An 18,404-nucleotide genomic window follows, 5' to 3' on the forward strand; every position below is an offset into this window, starting at 1 on the left:
ATGAAATTTTGGTTGCCAGCTACATTGACTCTGTTGTTCGCCACCACGGCCCAGGCGGCAGACTATCGAGTGGTCTATTCCCCCAGCCTTGAGCTGGAAGTGTTTATCGATAATGTGACCAGCAACACGCCTGCGGCATGGTGCCAGGAGACGCTTAACCTGCGCATCGTTTCCGGTAAAAGTACCGAATCGGGCGTGCTGACCAGCTTCTTACCGCGCGTGGGAAATTTACTGCAAAATCAATGTGGCAAACTGCTGGAACTGCCCTGGCAGATGACCAATGGTAAAGGCACGGTTTTGGCGACCGGCACGGCGGCAAAAGAGCAGAGCTGGCGCCCGATTGTCACCGCGGATGCCACCGCGACGGCAACGGCCAGTAATGCCTCGCCACTCGATCTCTCGCAGCCGGCTAACGCCGAGCCGTTGCAGCATTTCGATCTTCCCGGCGGCTGCCATTTCCGCACCTGGTGGGATGATAACGGCCAGTCGCTGTTTATCCCTGACGATAAAACGATGAATTGCTCTACCGAAGGCTGGCTGGAAGGCTCGAGTACACTGACGCTGGCTCAGGGTAACTCGCGCGAACCGCTGGCCGTCAGTTTCTATCAGGGCTATCCGCTGACGCATCTGCATCCGAAGCCAGACTCCCTGGATGTGGTGGCAGTGAATAACCAGCGCCTGGTGCTGGCACGGCGCGATGCCCCTAACAGCTGGCTGGTGCTGCCCTTTAATAATAACCTGCATGTGTGGTCATTTGATGGTGCGCTGTTGGTGAAAATGGACAAAGCGCAGGCCAGCGATGGGGCTGCATTGAAAGCAACGGTGGATGCCGTACGCAAAACCTGGTCAGGCATCATCGACGCAGGTGTGAAAGTGAACGTGCTGTTGGTGGATGACCTGCACGCCGACCTGGCCGACCCGGCGATTGGCGCCTGGCGCACCGTTAACTAAACCCCGTTTATCAGGACGCCAGGAGCGTTTCACTATGTCGGCAAACGAACAACAAAAAAATGTCCCGAACGCCCTCCCGGCGGGCTACCGTTTTAATGAGTTTGAAATCAAGGAAGTGATCGGTGGCGGCGGTTTCGGCATTGTGTACCGCGCCTGGGATCACCTGCTGGAACGGACGATTGCGATCAAAGAGTATCTGCCGGTGTCACTGGCCAGCCGCAACGATGATCTCGCCATCCAGCTGCGCGGCGAACGCTACCAGCGCTTATTTAACGCCGGACTGAACAGTTTTATCCAGGAAGCACGTCTGCTGGCACGGTTTAATCACCCGGGACTGCTGCACGTCCTGCGTTTCTGGGAAGAGAACGGCACCGCGTATATGGGGACGCTGTTTTACAGTGGGATGACGCTGAAAGAGTGGCAACAGGGCAGCCCGGAAAGCATTAACGAGGCATGGATACGCCATCTGCTCCCGCCGCTGTTCGGTGCCATCAATACCCTCCACCGTGCTGGTTATCTGCACCGTGATATCTCGCTGGATAATATTCAGATTCAGGAAAATCAACTGCCGGTCTTGCTCGACTTCGGTTCGGCGCGCAAAGAGATCGGTAACCTTTCCGATGAAACGGAGATTATGCTGAAACCGGGTTATGCGCCGATTGAACAGTACAGCGAAGAAGGCGACAGCGATCAGGGTCCCTGGACCGATATCTATGCGCTGGGCGCCGTGCTGCATACGCTGATTACGGGCAATCCGCCGCCGGTCAGCGTGGTGCGCTGCATCGAAGATCACTACCAGCCGCTCAGCACATTACGCCCGGAAGGCTACTCCCTGTCGCTGCTCAATGCGATTGACCAGGCGTTACAGATGGACCCGCAACAGCGTCCGCAGTCCATTGATGACCTGGCCGCCCTGCTCGATTCTCCGGTGAGTGAAATGGGTGAACTGGTGAGTAACGTGGTGGTACCGCAAGAAGAGCCGCCACAGTTACCCGACCCCGAACCCGTTGCGCTGGCGGTTAATCCTGCTGCGGGCACCATGGAGCCGGTTATGGCACCGCGCGTGGCTAAACGCCTGTCGCGGCCGTTGATGTTACTCAGCGGTCTGGCGGTCATCGCGGTAGCGGCCCTGGTGTGGGGACTGAATCGTGGCGATAATGTGGCACCCGAGCATTCTGCTGCCGCCAGCAATACCCCCGGCACCGTCACCTCCGCCGTGCAGGCACCTGTCGCCAGCGCGCCGGCAATGGCAACCGTCTACCTGAAGCTGAGCGGTAACGACTCTCTGCTGCTGAACGGCAGCGTGATGGAGGTCAAGCCTAACAACAGCGGTTACGCGTCCTTGAACCTGGCGGCGGGGGATTATCATCTGGAAGTGCGTACATCAACCGGTGTTCACAGTCAGCAGCTGAAGATTGATCATGCAGGCACCTGGTTAATTAACCCGGGCCGCTAGTTCTGCGAGATCGATGCCCACACGGGATACACGTTTGACGTTATTCCGTGTGGGCCATCGCGATGCGGTTATCCCACCAATCCATTGTGGCACTGCTGTAATTCACGCACACGCTGCACCAGATCTGTCAGACAGTCGTCATGCATCCCCCGCTGCTTCAGCTCTGTTTCCAGCGAAAACAGATACTGCGCGTTGGTACCCAATGGCCCTTTCGCTTGTGCGATCAAAGGCGCGATGGTTTTCGGGCAGGAGTCCGGCTCATACAGAGCGTGACGCGGGTCCATCACAAACACCAGTGCGGTTACCGTGCGCCCGTCATCCAGCGCCATGTCACACCAGGTCGGCAGATAACAGCCGGTGATCATCTCACGCTTCCACAGCAGTTCCAGCTCTTCGTGCAGCTTTTCCTCGGGCAGGCAGAATGCCAGTCCGGTGGTTTGGCCGCCCTCTTTCAGCGCCAGCATACGTCCTGGCTGGCTGGCGGTGCCGCGCCCGGCGGTCAGCCGCAGACAGAACGCCCGGTGCCAGCCTTTCAGCGTACCGGCAGCAACTTCATCCGCCTCAAATACCGGGTTCCACATCAGGGAGCCGTAGCCAAAGATCCATACCGGGCTATGATCGGGGCGACAGGCAAGCGCCGCCGCCAGCGAAGCAGCCCGTTGTTCACTGGTCCACAACAATGACTCTTCGATATCGCCAAAAGCCGTTTTACAATCGGCCTGTAACAGGAAATCTCTTGTTAACATTGCACCTCCAACACCCTGGCTTGACGTCCACGCTGTCCTGACTGCTTCCGTGAATTGTCTCGTTTTCAGCAACATCTGAATGCTACTAACGACCTTATGCATTTCCGCGTACGCAATCAAGTTTGAAGGCGATCACAAAAGAAAAAAGTTTCACTTAAGGTGATCGGCAGCCAGAGGAAAATCTTTACGCCTTCTCTCACCCAACCCTCGTCAAAACGATAAAAGAATTTTGATTTTTTTGCTAAACCAGTTTAGCTTTTCGTCAGATAACCACTTCAGGATAATGACAATGAGCAAGAAAATTTGGGTACTGGGCGATGCGGTAGTAGACCTCCTGCCCGAGGGGGAAACACATTTGCTGAAGTGCCCCGGCGGTGCCCCTGCCAATGTGGCCGTGGGTATTGCCCGCCTTGGCGGCCACAGCGCCTTTATCGGCTGCGTTGGCGATGACCCCTTTGGTGAATTCCTGCAACAGACCCTGCACCATGAAAACGTGAATATCGACTGGATGTACCGCGCCCCGGGTCAGCGTACCTCGACGGTACTGGTCAGTCTGGATGCTGAGGGAGAACGCCAGTTTACGTTTATGGTGCGTCCTGCGGCTGACCTGTTTCTCAGTGCCGACCGTTTGCCTCCTTTCCATGCCGGTGAAGGACTGCATTTATGCTCCATCGCCCTGAGTGCAGAACCCTCACGCAGCGCGGCGATGCAGGCGATGCGCGCGATAAAAATGGCTGGAGGATGGGTCAGTTTCGATCCGAATCTACGCGATGATTTATGGTCAGACCCTCTGGAAATGGCCGCTGTACTGGCCGATGCCTTCGCGCTGGCCGATATTATCAAGCTGTCAGAAGATGAGCTTTGCGCCCTGACGACGTGTCGCGACATGGCGGCTGGCATCGATCGCTTCACTCTACAGTATCAACCTTCACTGCTGCTGGTGACCTGCGGCAGCCAGGGTGTGTACCTGTGGCAGGCCGGGTCTGTTCAACACGTGGCTGCCCCGCGTGTTGAGGTGGTGGATACCACCGGTGCGGGCGACGCGTTTGTCGCCGGGCTGTTGGCTGCGCTGGCGACCGAAGCGCATCCGCTGGTACCTGAGCGGCTTGATGATGCCATTCAACAGGCACAGCGCAGTGGTGCGGCGGCGACGACCGCCAAAGGGGCGATGACCGCCCTGCCTTATGCTGGTGATCTTATGAAATTTTAGCGGGCAACCTGAAAGGCAACGTCAAGGTCTTAAGGTCAAGGTCTTAAGGTCAAGGTCTTAAGGTCAAGGGCGTTTCGCTTTCCCGCTGCGCGGGCTGAGCGACAAGGGGCGGCCAGTCGCCGCCGCCCCTTGACCCCGGGCTTGCGGCAGGCGCTGCGCCCGCTTCCAGCGGGTGCCTTCGCAAGCTCCGTTCACCGACGGACCGCTCGTGACGGCACCTCCCTGTGCCGGCCCGAGCTTTCACCGCCGTCCTGGCGGTTCATCCTGGTTCACATCACTTCCTCAGCGCAGCTTAATTGCCGCCTCAACATCAAAACCCAGGTCAAACCCCAAATATTAAAAAAACCAAAATGACTAAAAGCCCAGAAAGGTTTTTTGTTTTGTCTGTGTTGGGTTTTTCTTTTGATTTTGACCTTTTGAGCGGCAATTAAGCCTCGCCGAAGGAGAGCGGATTTCCAGGACGAGCCGACAGGACGTCGGCGAGAGGGTGAGCCGGGACAGGGATGTCCCGTCACGCCCGGTCCGGCAGGAAAACCGCTTGACTGAGGGCACCCGCTGAAAGCGGGCGATGCGCCTGCCGCAAGCCCGGGTTCCCAGGGCGGCGGCGACTGGCCGCCCTGGGTCGCTCAGCCCGCGTAGCGGGAAAGCGAAATGCCCTTGACCTTAAGACGTTGACGTTGACGTTGACCTTAAAACATTGACCTTGACCTTAACCCCGCCTGCCCAGGCCCCCCACCAACAGACGCTAAAGTGCCAACCCGATCACACTTCCTAAACCGGGTTAGCCAATGTGATTGAAATACATAATCCGCTTCGCTTACTCTCTGCATCGAACCGGTTTAGCAAAAAAACAAAACAATCACACTGGGAACCGTGCAAATGATCAAACCTCGTATTCTGGCGACCGCCATTGGCCTCGCTTTAGCCGTACCGACATTCAGCTTCGCCGCACCCACGTTGACCAGCCTGGAAGAGCGACTGATGGCCATGGAGCAGCGTCTGCAAAAAGCCGAAGATCGTGCCGCGATCGCGGAAAACCGTGCCGAGACAGCAGAGAAAAAAATCGTCCGACTGGAAACACAGCAACAGAAACAGCCCGCCGCCCTGCCTGTAGCGGCCAGCGCCCCCGCTCCTGCCACCACCGCCGCGACCACCAGCACCAGCAATTTCGCTGACGGTTTCGAATTCCACGGCTATGCACGTTCTGGTCTGATCATGAATGATTCCGCAGCGGGAACGCAAAGTGGCCCCTATCTGACGCCCGCCGGGGACACTGGCGGTGCCGTTGGGCGACTGGGTAACGAAAACAACACCTACGTTGAGCTGAACTTTGAACACAAGCAGCAGCTTGCCAACGGTGCCACCACGCGCTTCAAGGCGATGCTGGCCGACGGCCAGCGGGATTATAACGACTGGACAGGCAGTACCAGCGAACTGAACATTCGTCAGGCGTTTGTTGAACTGGGCAATTTACCGGAATTCACCGGTGTGTTTGACCAGAGCACGCTGTGGGCGGGTAAACGCTTTGACCGCGATAACTTCGATATTCACTGGCTTGACTCGGATGTGGTGTTCCTTGCCGGCACCGGGGGCGGGATCTATGACGTCCAGTGGGCAGATGGCCTGAAGAGTAACTTCTCGCTGTACGGGCGTAATTTCGGCGATATTGAAGCGATTGATAACACCATTCAGAACTACATTGTCACCAGCAATAACTTTGCCGGTCCATTCCAGCTGATGGTCAGCGGGCTGCGGGCAAAAGATAACGATGAGCGCCTGAATCCGAGCCGCGAGAATGACAATGCCGGTGACAGCGGTGTTCACGCTATGCTGGCACTGCACAACGACAGTTTCTGGGGCCTGCGCGAAGGATCGGCGAAAACCGCCCTGCTGTATGGTCGCGGGCTCGGGGCCGAAGTGAAAGGCATCGGCTCTGACGGCAATCTGACCCAGCAGGCAGAAACCTGGCGCCTCGCCAGCTATGGCGTCACGCCGCTGAATAAAACATGGAGTTTTGCCCCGGCCGTGCTGGCGCAAACCAGCAGCGATCGTTATGCCGCCGGTGACCACTATCGCTGGGCCACGCTCAATGCGCGTTTGATCCACGAGATTAACCAAAACTTTGCCCTCGCCTACGAAGGCAGCTATCAGTATATGGACCTCGATCCGCAAGGCTATAAAGATCGTCAGGCGGTATCCGGCAGTTTCTGGAAGCTCACCGTTGCCCCCACCTTTAAAGTGGCTGATATCGGTGATTTCTTTACCCGTCCGGAGATCCGCCTCTTCGCCAGCTGGATGGACTGGAACAGCTCGCTTGATCGCTATGCCAGCGACGATTCATTCGGCAGCAGCGGCTTCAGCGCAGGCGGCGAATGGAACTTCGGTGTGCAGATGGAAACCTGGTTCTGATGACCTCATCACAATAAATAAAAGGTGACATGATGGATTTTGAAAAAATTGCCCGGGAACTGCTGCCGTTACTCGGTGGTCGGGAAAATATAGCCAGCGCTGCGCACTGCGCCACGCGTCTGCGGCTGGTGATGGTCGATGATGAGTTAGTGCAGAAAGACGCCATTGAGGCGCTGGAAGGGGTGAAAGGCTGCTTCCGCAACGCCGGACAGATGCAGGTGATCTTCGGCAGCGGCATCGTCAACAAAGTCCACGCCGCTTTTGTGAAGGAAGCCGGGATTAACGAGTCCAGCAAGAGCGAAGCGGCCGATATCGCGGCACAGAAGCTGAATCCCTTCCAGCGGATTGCCCGGGTATTATCGAATATTTTTGTGCCGATTATTCCGGCGATCGTCGCTTCAGGCCTGCTGATGGGTCTGCTGGGGATGGTGAAAACCTACGGCTGGGTAGATGCCGGTAGCGCGCTGTTTATCATGCTGGATATGTGCAGCTCGGCAGCCTTTATCATTCTGCCCATCCTGATCGGCTTTACCGCCGCCCGTGAGTTTGGCGGCAACCCCTATCTGGGTGCCACGCTGGGTGGCATCCTCACGCACCCGGCACTGACCAATGCCTGGGGCGTTGCCAGCGGTTTCCATACCATGAATTTCTTTGGGCTGGAGATTGCGATGATCGGCTATCAGGGAACGGTATTCCCGGTGCTGCTGGCCGTGTGGTTTATGAGCCACTGCGAAAAGCGTCTGCGCCGGGTGATCCCGGATGCGCTGGATATAATCCTCACACCGTTCCTGACCGTGATTATCTCCGGCTTTATCGCCCTGCTGATCATTGGCCCGGCAGGACGTATGCTGGGGGATGGCATTTCACTGGTTCTCAGTACGCTGATCGCCCATGCGGGCTGGCTGGCCGGATTGCTGTTTGGTGGTCTTTATTCGGTGATTGTCATCACCGGCATCCACCACAGTTTCCATGCCATCGAGGCCGGATTACTCGGCAACCCGTCGATTGGCGTCAATTTCCTGTTACCGATCTGGTCCATGGCGAACGTGGCGCAGGGAGGGGCCTGCCTGGCGGTGTGGTTTAAAACCCGTGATATCAAAGTGCGCAGTATCGTACTGCCCTCCGCCTTTTCGGCGATGCTGGGCATTACCGAAGCCGCCATTTTCGGGGTGAACCTGCGCTATATTAAGCCGTTTATCGCCGGACTGGTGGGTGGCGCGCTCGGCGGTGCCTGGGTTGTGACGATGCACGTGAATATGACCGCCGTAGGGCTAACCGCACTGCCTGGCATGGCGATTGTGCAGGCCAGTTCAATGCTCAATTATCTCATCGGCATGGTTATCGCCTTCGGCACGGCGTTTGTCCTGTCACTGCTGTTGAAAATCAAATTTGAGGTGAAAGCATGAGTGAAGCCCACCTGCTCAAACAGGCGTTGCGGGCGGTCCTCTCCGGCCAGCAGCGTGCGGCAGCCGATCATCATCGACCGGCGTGGCATCTTGCCCCGCCGGTCGGGTTAATGAACGACCCGAACGGATTTATCCACTTCAATCAGCGTTACGTACTGTGCTATCAGTGGAACCCACTGGCCTGCGCGCATGGCGCCAAGTTCTGGGGCCAGTGGAGTTCGGCTGATTTGGTCAACTGGCGGCATGAACCGCTGGCGCTGGCGCCTTCCGAATCCTATGAAAGCCACGGCTGTTACTCCGGCAGCGCGGTCGATAACCAGGGGGTGATGACGCTGCTCTACACCGGAAACGTCAAGTTTGACGATGGCAGCCGCACCGCCTGGCAGTGCCTGGCCACGCGTGACGAACAGGGTGAATTCCATAAGCATGGCCCGGTGCTGGCCTTACCGGAAGGCTACACTGGCCACGTCCGTGACCCGAAAGTCTGGCAGCACGACGGCCTGTGGTACATGGTGCTGGGTGCACAGGATCTGGCGTTGCAGGGCAAGGTTCTGCTGTTCCGTTCCCCCGATCTGCATCAGTGGACATCGCTGGGTGAAATTGCCGGAAGCCACGTGAACGGGCTGGGCGAGTTCGGCTATATGTGGGAGTGCCCTGACCTGTTTGAACTGGATGGCCGCAGCGTGCTGGTGGTTTGCCCGCAGGGGCTGCCGTCTGAAGAGTGGCGCTGGCGCAATACCTTCCAGAGTGGCTATTTCTGCGGTTCCTTCGACTACAACACCCATCAGTTCCGTCATGATGAGTTCCACGAGCTTGACCTGGGGTTTGAGTTTTACGCACCGCAAACCTGCCTCAGCGACGACGGTCGCCGTCTGCTGATTGGCTGGATGGGGATCCCTGACGGCGATGAGTTCTTCCAGCCCACACAGGCAAATGGCTGGATGCATATCATGACCTGTCCGCGTGAGCTGACGCTACAAGGTGACCGGTTGTATCAGCAGCCCGCCCGTGAACTGCAACAGCTGCGCGGTGAAGAGACCCAGTGTACGGGCAGCGCGGAAACGCTGCCTGCCCTGCCCGTTAACAGCGCCGAGCTGGCGCTGACCGTTAGCGGCGCCTGTGAACTTGATTTCGCGGGGGAATTACACCTGGCGATCCATGCTCAGGGCGTGACGCTGCGGCGCAACAATCTGCGCAGCGGTGAATCCGAAGAACGTCACTGGCGGGGTGAGGTGCGTACGCTGCGCTTGATGTGCGATCGCTCCAGCGTAGAAATCTTCATTAACGAGGGGGAAGCCGTCATGTCGTCACGCTATTTCCCGTCCGCAAACCCTGAGTTGCATTTTAGTGGCACGGGAGAGATCGGGCTGCGTCACTGGAGCTTGCAGCAATGCATGATAGAATAAGCCGATGAGCCCTCACACGTAAGCCACTGTGACTAAAAACAAACGTATCACGATTAACGATATTGCCCGGCTGGCGGGCGTTTCTAAATCTACCGCCAGTCTGGTCCTCAATGGCCGTGGGAAAGAGCTGCGCGTGGCCGAAGCGACACGTGAACGCGTGCTGGAGATCGCCCGTCAGCAGCATTATCAGCCAAGTATCCACGCACGCGCCCTCAACTCTGCCCGCAGCAACACCATCGGGCTGGTCGTACCGGAAATGACCAACCAGGGGTTTGCCCGTTTCTCTCACGAACTCGAGATGCTGTGCCGTGATGCAGGTTTACAGCTGCTGATCGCCTGCACGGCAGAAAATGCCAGCCAGGAAACGCTGGCGGTCAATAACCTGATCCAGCGCCAGGTCGACGCCCTGATTGTCGCCTCAAGTCAGCTAAACGATACCGAGTACCAGAAAATTAACCAGCAGCTGCCAGTGGTGCTTTTTGACCGTCATCTGGGCGAGTCGACGCTGCCGCTGGTGATCACCGATGCGACCGGCCCCACCGCCACGCTGATGGAAGCGGTCGCACGCGAAGGGTATGACGAGATTTATTTCTTTGGTGGCCAGCCGCGCATTTCTCCCACCCGCGATCGCCTGGCCGGGTTCCGTCTCGGGCTGGAGCGTGCGGGAGTCGAGGTGAAACCGGAATGGATTATGCACGGTCATTATCATGCCAGCTCTGGCTATGAGTTATTTGCAGAACTCTATTCACGGCTGGGACGTGTGCCTCAGGCGCTGTTCTGTGCCGCCTGCGGGCTTCAGGAAGGCGTACTGCGCTACCTCAGCCAGCATGACTTGCTGAACACGCCGATGCACCTCAGCAGCTTCGACGACCACTATCTGTATGATGCATTATCAGTACGTATTGATACCGTAGCTCAAGATGAGCGGCTGCTGGCCTGGAACTGTTTTGAGATGGTGACGCAGCTTATTGACGAGCAGACGCCGGAGGTCACCCAGCGCTGGCTGCCGGCGCGCCTGAAATGGCGGCGTGCAACCGCTGCAGGCTAAGCCATACCTCCCGGGCGTTCACCTCATCGATGCAACGCCTGGTCATTTCTTATGCCACTTGTCGTCATCCCCCTTCTGATACTGGTGCTTCACAGCCGCCCACGCGACTTTATGCGCCACCTCTTCACGTGAGTCATCGCCGCGCCTGTCCTCTTTATCTTTATACTGCTCCCAGGCGCTGTTAAAGGCTTCCAGATAGATATCCTGGGCATGCGCAGGCAGAACATGTCTGACGCTGTCGGGTAACGCACTGCGATTATTATAGGGCATGTTTTATCTCTTTTCAGGGCCTCTGATAAGCCTGGTACAAGCAGAATATTTTTCCAGCAGGGTCTTTACAGCCCATTAAGAAGATATCGCTACAAAATGCATTATTTACCCTATGATCGCATACAATAATGCCCCCTTAATGCCCTTAAAAATTTTATGGGGATAATAAACTCAGCGTACTTTCATTGAGATAGAATCTAAACAGCAACAAATACAAGCTACGAGATAATTATTAACCCAAACCGTAAAACCGCGTAAATATCTTAAAGGCCTGTGCAAAAAAAGGTTATACTTTCGCCACTTGTCTTTCATATTGTCAGACTATGTTTAATAGGCCTGTGGCGATCCTCGCCAACTTCGGGCCAACAGGATACAGATAAGGAGCGTTTGCCTATGAGTGCGCACGAGAGCAGTAAAACCCGCCACACCGAGTATTCCCTTACCTTCCCTGTCATCGCTCTGATTATTTTGTGGTTCTGGGGCACTACAGATTCCCTGCCACTGGTCATCGGCATTAACCTGATAGCCCTTGTTGCCATCCTCAGCAGCGCCTTCAGCGTGGTACGTCATGCGGACGTACTGGCACATCGTCTGGGCGAACCTTACGGCTCGCTGATCCTGAGCCTTTCCGTTGTTATTCTTGAAGTGAGTCTGATATCCGCGCTGATGGCGACCGGCGACGCTGCCCCGGCACTGATGCGCGATACCCTCTACTCCATCATTATGATTGTGACCTGTGGCCTGGTGGGCTTTGCCCTGTTGCTGGGTGGGCGTAAATTCGCCACGCAGTATGTGAATCTGGCCGGGGTCAAACAATATCTTATCGCAATTTTTCCGCTTGGCATTATTGTACTGGTGTTTCCGAATGCCCTGCCCGGCGGTAACTTTTCCATTGGACAGGCGCTGCTGGTTTCCGGGATTTCAGCCGCTATGTACTGGGTATTCCTGCTGATCCAGACCAAAACACATCAGAGTCTGTTTGTTTATGAGCATGAAGATGAAGGCGATGATCCGCATCATGGCAAGCCATCGGCGCATTCCAGCACCTGGCACACCGTCTGGTTGCTGGTGCATCTGGTCGCGGTGATTGCCGTCACTAAGATGAATGCGAATACGCTGGAGTCATTGCTGACCGAGGTGAAAGCACCGGAACAGTTCACCGGCTTCCTGGTGGCGTTACTGATCCTCTCACCTGAAGGATTGGGGGCAATTAAAGCGGTGCTGGCGAACCAGGTGCAGCGCGCAATGAACCTGTTCTTCGGGTCCGTGCTGGCGACAATTTCACTGACAGTGCCTGCGGTGACGCTGATAGCGACCCTGACAGGGCAGCAGCTGATCTTTGGCCTTGAACCACCGCAGATGGTGGTGATGATTGCCGCGCTGTTACTGTGTCAGATTTCGTTTTCGACCGGACGCACGAATGTGTTGAATGGCGCCGCCCATCTGGCGTTATTCATTGCCTATCTGATGACGATAATGCTGTAAATTTGCGCGGGTAGATCGTGCTGTGCTGGCCGACCGGAACAGAAAAGCGGTGAGTGAGCAGACGGTCTGTCATTCCTGTAGGGGTCGACCTTTTTTACGGTCGACCCGTGCTGATGGTGTGCAACACGGGTCAGGTCCGCGTTACTGCGCGGTATACTCCAGCGTATGACCACTTCCCGTCAGCGTCAGCGTTTGCTCAGTCAATTTCACCTCTGCCCCTTTCGTCAGCACCACCGATAACGTCTGTTCCCACTGATTGAGCTGTGGGTCGCTGCACATCATTTTCGTCGAGGCCAGCATGGGTACAGTCAGTCGCCCCTGCTCCAGATGCCCCTGCCCGAAGAAACGATTACACATCACACCGCTGACCCGGAGACTGTCATTAAACCCGATCCCCGGTTTCATCCCTTCATGAGATTTTACGCTCTGACCATCAACAGCACTGAGCGCAAACAGACGGTTTGCTAACTGTCCGGCATCAGAGTGTGGGGTCTGGCTGCAACCATTGAGCGCAATCGCACCCAATAGCAAAACAAACGTTTTTTTCATAGGAACTCCTTTTTATGTACTTTCCATTGTAGGTCAAAAACACTGTAGATTCAGGCGGGTTGAAGAATACTGCGCAGAGAAAACGAGCCAGTTTTCTGGCTCGTTTTGAGGATCAAAAAAACTTAGTTGCTGGTATCGAGTTCAGCGAAGCTTTTCACCAAATCATCAATCGCTTTCATCTGAACCAGGAAAGGCTCCAGTTTATCCAGCGGCAGTGCAGACGGGCCGTCGCACTTAGCGTTTGCCGGGTCCGGGTGGGCTTCAATAAACAGACCAGCAATACCCACTGCCATACCCGCACGTGCCAGCTCAGATACCTGCGCGCGACGACCACTGGACGCACTGCCCATCGGGTCACGGCACTGCAATGCGTGGGTCACGTCGAAGATCACCGGGCTACCGTTAGAGACCTGCTTCATCACATTGAAGCCCAGCATGTCGACCACCAGGTTGTCATAACCGAAGTTAGCACCGCGATCGCACAGGATCACTTTTTCGTTGCCGCCTTCAGCGAATTTATCAACGATGTTGCCCATCTGGCCTGGGCTGACGAACTGAGGTTTCTTCACGTTGATCACCGCACCGGTTTTCGCCATCGCTTCAACCAGGTCGGTCTGACGTGCGAGGAAGGCCGGTAACTGAATCACATCCACCACATCGGCCACGGCCTGCGCCTGGCTGGCTTCATGGACGTCGGTGATAATTTTCACGCCGAAAGCCTGTTTGATTTCCTGGAAGATTTTCATGCCTTCTTCCAGGCCCGGGCCACGATACGAATGAATGGAAGAGCGGTTAGCTTTATCAAATGAGGCTTTGAACACATAAGGAATGCCCAGTTTCTGGGTCACAGTGACGTAGTGCTCACAAATGCGCATCGCCAAATCACGCGACTCCAGCACGTTCATACCACCAAACAGGACGAACGGCAGATCGTTAGCGACCTTGATATCACCAATGTTAACCACTTTTTGTTTCATGTCTTCGCCTTTATAGAGTTCACTTCAGTTAGTGAAGGGTAATCTGTTTCTGTTCAATTGAGTGGATCTGGACTTTAATCATCTCGCTGATCGGGTCTTCGGGGCACTGCTCAACAAAATACGTTAAATCATTGAGGGCCACATGTTCGCACTCTAGCTGGGCAAAAATCAGACCGCGATCGCGGATTTCATACGGGTCTTCCGGGTCCATCTGCACCAGCACCTGGCTGACGTGCAGCGCCATCTCCATCTGTTTCTCATCCATCAGCGCGGATTTCAGAGTGTCGAGCATTTTGCGCAGCACCATCAGCGGCTCGGCTTCCTGCAGATCGTCATCATACAGTTCGGTCCCTGGCCCGATATTGCCCTGAAGCCACACTTCCAGCTGGTGTTCATCCAGCGTTTCACCATCAAAGGGGTTGATGAGCCACATATCTTCATCGATCCAGTCGGCTCGAAGAATCAGCTGTGTCGGAAAAATCACGGGCATCATCGGCAGGTCGAGCTGATCCGCAATGTGCAAAAAAATGACGCCCAGCGACACAGCGGTGCCCTGACGGGTTCGCAATACATTGTCCAGCCACAGCGTATCAGACAACCGATAAACCCCGCTCGCGCCGCCAAAACCCCAGCGGCCCCAGAACAGGGCGATCAATTGCTCAACCTGTAAATCCGCGGCAAGTTCTGACGGAATTTCAGCTCGTGCTTCGGCAACCAGCGCCGCTAAGCGCGCTCTGACATCATCAGCCGGAAAGTCGCGACGGACCGCGAGCGATGCAGTAATCACCGCGTCACTCAGCGTTCCGGCGGTAAAATCAAAATCAGCGATAGACGTCATACAAACCCCAGCAGTGGCATTTTAGTTGTGGCAAGTTTCACGATGACCACAAGGGCGATTAACGCCACAATAAACGCTATCCAGCGTATTTTTTGTGCGCGCGGACGGCGTCCGAGGGCAATAAAACCCAGCGCGATATAGATAATAACGCCAAAAAGCTTCTCAGTCAGCCAGACACCTTGTGGGCTGAACGGGTAAAAATGCGTTATGGCGACCAGTAACCCACCCGACAGTAATAAGAGCGTGTCATTCAGATGAGGTACGATGCGCACCCAGCGGCGTTGCAGCATCGAAGAATGGGTCTGGTACCAGTAGAAGCGCAGCACAAACATCAGTGCAGTGATCGCCACGGTTAACAGATGAAAATGTTTTAGCGGGAAGTACCAGGCAGCCATATAAATTCCTTATTATCCTTGTCTTTGCCCGACGGTTACGCGGTCATTGCCGCCATAATCCTGACAGGTTTCCACTGCGTGGAAGCTGTTTTCGCGCAAAATTTTCCTGACGTCTTCGCCCTGCTGCCAGCCGTGTTCCAGTAATAACCAGCCATTATCCTGTAAATAGCGCCCTGCTTCTGCGGCAATGATTCGGATATCGGCCAGGCCATGATCGCCTGCCACCAGCGCACTGGCGGGTTCAAAACGCACGTCGCCCTGTGAAAGATGGTGGTCATCGGCATCAATGTAGGGGGGATTACTGACAATCAGCGCAAACTGTTGTCCTTCGAGGGCGGAAAACCAGTGGCTTTGCAAAAAACCGGTATTAGCCAGCGCCAGCTTGCTGGCATTGTGCTGTGCCAGTGCCACTGCGGCAGCAATACGATCCACGCCTGTGACCTGGCAATGGGGGCGTTCGCTGGCCAGCGCCAGGGCAATCGCCCCGGTGCCGGTGCCGAGATCCAACACCTTGCAAGGCTCAGCAGGCAGACGCGCGAGCGCCTGCTCTACCAGCACCTCGCTATCCGGGCGGGGGATCAACGTGTCGGGCGATACCGTCAGCGACAGAGACCAGAACTCACGTTCCCCTGTCAGGTATGCCACTGGCTCCCCAGCGGCACGGCGTTCCAGCAGCGCATCCAGCTGCGCAAGCTGCGCGTCATCCAGCGTGGCATCGTCAAAGGCGATCAACCAGGCGCGGGATTTACCGAGCACTTTCCCCAGCAGAATTTCAGCATCGCGTTTCGGGCTGTCACTGTCCGGCAACTGAGCGACCGCGTTACGCAGCCAGACACGGATCTGCATTAATCCTGCCCGGCGAGTGCGGCCAGCTGATCCGCCTGGTACTCCTGAACCACAGGTTCAATCAGCGCATCCAGCTTCCCTTCCATTGCGTCATCCAGACGGTAAATGGTCAGGTTGATACGGTGGTCAGTAATGCGGCCCTGCGGGAAGTTATAGGTACGGTTACGGTCAGAGCGGTCGCCAGTGCCAAGCAAGTTACGGCGGGTGGAGGACTCTTCCTGTTGACGACGTGCCATTTCGGCAGCACGGATACGCGAACCCAGCACGCCCAACGCTTTCGCTTTGTTTTTATGCTGTGAACGTTCGTCCTGGCACTCGACCACGATACCGGTGGGCAAGTGGGTAATACGGATAGCGGAATCGGTGGTGTTAACGTGCTGACCACCAGCCCCGGAGGAGCGGAACGTATCGATTTTTAAATCAGACGGATTGATATCCGGCAGTTCGGCTTCCGGCAGTTCGGGCATCACCGCAACCGTACAGGCTGAGGTGTGGATGCGCCCCTGTGACTCCGTCTCCGGCACACGTTGCACGCGGTGGCCGCCAGATTCGAACTTCAGGCGGCCATAGGCACCTTCGCCGATCACTTTGGCGATGATCTCTTTATAACCGCCATGTTCGCCTTCGTTAGCGCTCATCACTTCCACTTTCCAGCGTTTTGACTCCGCATAACGGCTGTACATACGGAACAGATCGCCGGCGAAAATAGCGGCTTCATCACCACCGGTTCCGGCACGCACTTCCAGATAGCAGTTACGTTCGTCATCCGGATCTTTCGGCAACAGCAACACCTGTAACTGTTGCTCCAGCACGTCACTGGCGGCACGGGCTTCTTTCAGCTCTTCCTGAGCCATCTCACGCATTTCCAGGTCACTGAGCATCATTTCAGCGGTTTCGATATCTTCCTGGGTCTGCTGCCACTGACGGAAACACTGGCTGACGTCGGTAAGCTGGGCATATTCGCGGGAGAGTGCACGAAAACGTTCCTGATCGGCAATCACTCCGGCATCGCCCAGCATCGCCTCCACTTCTTCGTGGCGCTCCTGCAAGGCTTCCAGTTTAGCAACAATAGAAGGCTTCATTCGTAGTCTTTTACCTTGTAAGAAAAGAGGCTTGAAACGCTAATCCAGCCCGAGGCTGTCGCGTAAAATTTGCAGGCGTTCGCCATCGCCGTCGCGTGCGGCCTGCTGAAGAGATTTGGTAGGAGCGTGGATCAAACGGTTGGTCAGCTTATGGGCCAGGTCGCGCAACACCTCTTCAGCGTTGCCTCCCTGTTGCAGGGCCGCTATGGCACGCGCTTCCAGTTCAGCACGCACCTGTTCCGCCTGTGAGCGGTAATCGCGGATAGTCTCAACGGCGCTCTGGGCCCGTAGCCAGGACATAAACTCGCTGCTTTCCTGCACCACGATGGTTTCAGCCTGCACGGCCGCCGCCTGGCGCTGGGCCATATTGCTTTCAATAATCGCCTGCAGGTCATCAACGCTATAGAGATAGGCATTGGGCAATTTACCCACTTCCGGCTCCACGTCACGCGGTACGGCAATATCCACCAGCAGCATAGGCTGATTACGGCGCTGTTTAAGCGCACGCTCCACCATCCCCTTACCGATAATCGGCAGCGGGCTGGCTGTAGAACTGATAATGATGTCGGCTTCCGCCAGACGGGAATCGATTTCCGGCAGGCTGATGACTTCAGCCCCGACCTCATCCGCCAGCGCTTGTGCACGTTCGCGGGTACGGTTGGCGATCATCAACTTCTTCACCTTATGCTGATGCAGATGGCGGGCAGCCAGTTCAATGGTTTCACCCGCGCCCACCAGCAGCACGTTAACCGTGGAGAGGGACTCGAAGATCTGGCGTGCCAGCGTGCAGGCAGCAAATGCCACGGAGACGGCACTGGCACCGATTTCGGTTTCGGTACGCACGCGTTTGGCCACGGAGAACGATTTCTGGAACATACGCTCCAGTTCGCTGGAAAGCGAGTGGCCGCGCTGGGAATCAGCAAACGCCTTTTTGACCTGACCAAGAATTTGAGGTTCACCCAGCACCAGGGAATCCAGCCCGCTGGCGACGCGCATCAGGTGGCTGACGGCATCGTTATCATGATGCCAGTAGAGGCTTTTACGCACTTCATCGACGCTGAGCTTGTGGTAATCACAGAGCCAGGTCACCAGCTGTTCCTGCAGGTTTTCCTGCTGTTCGACGCTCAGATACAACTCGGTACGGTTACAGGTAGACAGCACAACGCCGCCCTGAACCAGCGGCTGCGCCAACAGGCTAGTGAGCGCCTGTTCCAGCTGATCCGGCGAGAACGTCACGCGTTCGCGCAGAGACACAGGTGCCGTTTTGTGATTGATGCCGAGAGCCAGTAACGTCATGGTGCAGGTTGGGTTAATCCCACAGTTGTCAGGG

The 18,404-nt window shown here is 56.2% G+C and carries 17 protein-coding genes; 8 read left to right on the forward strand and 9 right to left on the reverse strand.

The window, feature by feature from the left end:
* Nucleotides 1-951, forward strand: coding sequence for a hypothetical protein (locus tag FY046_RS14210; protein ID WP_159337239.1), 951 nt, complete (start codon nucleotides 1-3; stop codon nucleotides 949-951).
* Between the two features lie 34 nt (nucleotides 952-985).
* Complete coding sequence (locus tag FY046_RS14215) at nucleotides 986-2,407, forward strand: serine/threonine protein kinase (protein ID WP_446186186.1); 1,422 nt, start codon at nucleotides 986-988, stop codon at nucleotides 2,405-2,407.
* A gap of 68 nt (nucleotides 2,408-2,475) precedes the next feature.
* Here the strand turns inward: FY046_RS14215 and FY046_RS14220 are convergent, their stop codons facing one another.
* Nucleotides 2,476-3,153, reverse strand: a complete 678-nt coding sequence (locus tag FY046_RS14220; protein WP_133845397.1) for a gamma-glutamylcyclotransferase — start codon at nucleotides 3,151-3,153, stop codon at nucleotides 2,476-2,478.
* A 289-nt stretch (nucleotides 3,154-3,442) separates the two neighbouring features.
* Here FY046_RS14220 and FY046_RS14225 point away from each other — a divergent pair, with 289 nt between their 5' ends.
* The 5 genes from FY046_RS14225 (at nucleotide 3,443) to FY046_RS14245 (ending at nucleotide 10,632) form a co-directional block, all read left to right on the forward strand.
* Complete coding sequence (locus FY046_RS14225) at nucleotides 3,443-4,363, forward strand: aminoimidazole riboside kinase (protein WP_133845399.1); 921 nt, start codon at nucleotides 3,443-3,445, stop codon at nucleotides 4,361-4,363.
* 879 nt (nucleotides 4,364-5,242) lie between these two features.
* Nucleotides 5,243-6,772, forward strand: a complete 1,530-nt coding sequence (locus FY046_RS14230; RefSeq protein WP_446186187.1) for a carbohydrate porin — start codon at nucleotides 5,243-5,245, stop codon at nucleotides 6,770-6,772.
* A 32-nt stretch (nucleotides 6,773-6,804) separates the two neighbouring features.
* Nucleotides 6,805-8,178 (forward strand): sucrose-specific PTS transporter subunit IIBC, encoded by a 1,374-nt coding sequence (locus FY046_RS14235; protein ID WP_133845479.1) that lies wholly within the window; start codon nucleotides 6,805-6,807, stop codon nucleotides 8,176-8,178.
* On the forward strand, nucleotides 8,175-9,584 hold the full coding sequence (locus FY046_RS14240; protein WP_167864581.1) for a sucrose-6-phosphate hydrolase: 1,410 nt from the start codon (nucleotides 8,175-8,177) through the stop codon (nucleotides 9,582-9,584). Before FY046_RS14235 ends, FY046_RS14240 begins: the two co-directional genes overlap by 4 nt.
* Nucleotides 9,585-9,612: 28 nt before the next feature.
* Nucleotides 9,613-10,632: a substrate-binding domain-containing protein gene (locus FY046_RS14245; protein ID WP_133845405.1), complete on the forward strand. Its 1,020-nt coding sequence runs from the start codon at nucleotides 9,613-9,615 to the stop codon at nucleotides 10,630-10,632.
* A gap of 42 nt (nucleotides 10,633-10,674) precedes the next feature.
* Here FY046_RS14245 and chaB read toward each other — a convergent pair whose 3' ends face one another.
* Nucleotides 10,675-10,902, reverse strand: coding sequence for a putative cation transport regulator ChaB (gene chaB, locus FY046_RS14250; protein WP_159337243.1), 228 nt, complete (start codon nucleotides 10,900-10,902; stop codon nucleotides 10,675-10,677).
* A 393-nt stretch (nucleotides 10,903-11,295) separates the two neighbouring features.
* Here chaB and chaA point away from each other — a divergent pair, with 393 nt between their 5' ends.
* Nucleotides 11,296-12,387: a sodium-potassium/proton antiporter ChaA gene (gene chaA, locus FY046_RS14255; protein WP_133845408.1), complete on the forward strand. Its 1,092-nt coding sequence runs from the start codon at nucleotides 11,296-11,298 to the stop codon at nucleotides 12,385-12,387.
* A gap of 141 nt (nucleotides 12,388-12,528) precedes the next feature.
* Here the strand turns inward: chaA and FY046_RS14260 are convergent, their stop codons facing one another.
* The 7 genes from FY046_RS14260 to hemA form a co-directional block, all read right to left on the reverse strand.
* Nucleotides 12,529-12,936, reverse strand: coding sequence for an META domain-containing protein (locus FY046_RS14260; protein ID WP_159337244.1), 408 nt, complete (start codon nucleotides 12,934-12,936; stop codon nucleotides 12,529-12,531).
* Between the two features lie 122 nt (nucleotides 12,937-13,058).
* Nucleotides 13,059-13,913 (reverse strand): 3-deoxy-8-phosphooctulonate synthase, encoded by an 855-nt coding sequence (gene kdsA / locus FY046_RS14265; RefSeq protein ID WP_159337245.1) that lies wholly within the window; start codon nucleotides 13,911-13,913, stop codon nucleotides 13,059-13,061.
* Between the two features lie 28 nt (nucleotides 13,914-13,941).
* Nucleotides 13,942-14,751 (reverse strand): invasion regulator SirB1, encoded by an 810-nt coding sequence (sirB1, locus tag FY046_RS14270; RefSeq protein WP_133845414.1) that lies wholly within the window; start codon nucleotides 14,749-14,751, stop codon nucleotides 13,942-13,944.
* Nucleotides 14,748-15,146 (reverse strand): SirB2 family protein, encoded by a 399-nt coding sequence (locus tag FY046_RS14275; protein WP_133845416.1) that lies wholly within the window; start codon nucleotides 15,144-15,146, stop codon nucleotides 14,748-14,750. Before FY046_RS14275 ends, sirB1 begins: the two co-directional genes overlap by 4 nt.
* Before the next feature lie 12 nt (nucleotides 15,147-15,158).
* The gene (gene prmC / locus FY046_RS14280; protein ID WP_167864579.1) at nucleotides 15,159-15,992 is read right to left on the reverse strand and encodes a peptide chain release factor N(5)-glutamine methyltransferase; all 834 of its coding nucleotides are present in this window, start codon (nucleotides 15,990-15,992) and stop codon (nucleotides 15,159-15,161) included.
* Entirely contained in the window at nucleotides 15,992-17,074 is a 1,083-nt protein-coding gene (prfA, locus tag FY046_RS14285) for a peptide chain release factor 1 (protein ID WP_171148636.1), read from the reverse strand. The genes prmC and prfA overlap by 1 nt, the downstream gene beginning before the upstream one ends.
* Before the next feature lie 39 nt (nucleotides 17,075-17,113).
* Entirely contained in the window at nucleotides 17,114-18,370 is a 1,257-nt protein-coding gene (gene hemA, locus FY046_RS14290; RefSeq protein ID WP_133845481.1) for a glutamyl-tRNA reductase, read from the reverse strand.
* Between the last annotated feature and the right edge of the window lie 34 nt (nucleotides 18,371-18,404).

The organism is Erwinia sp. 1181_3 (genome assembly GCF_052824965.1).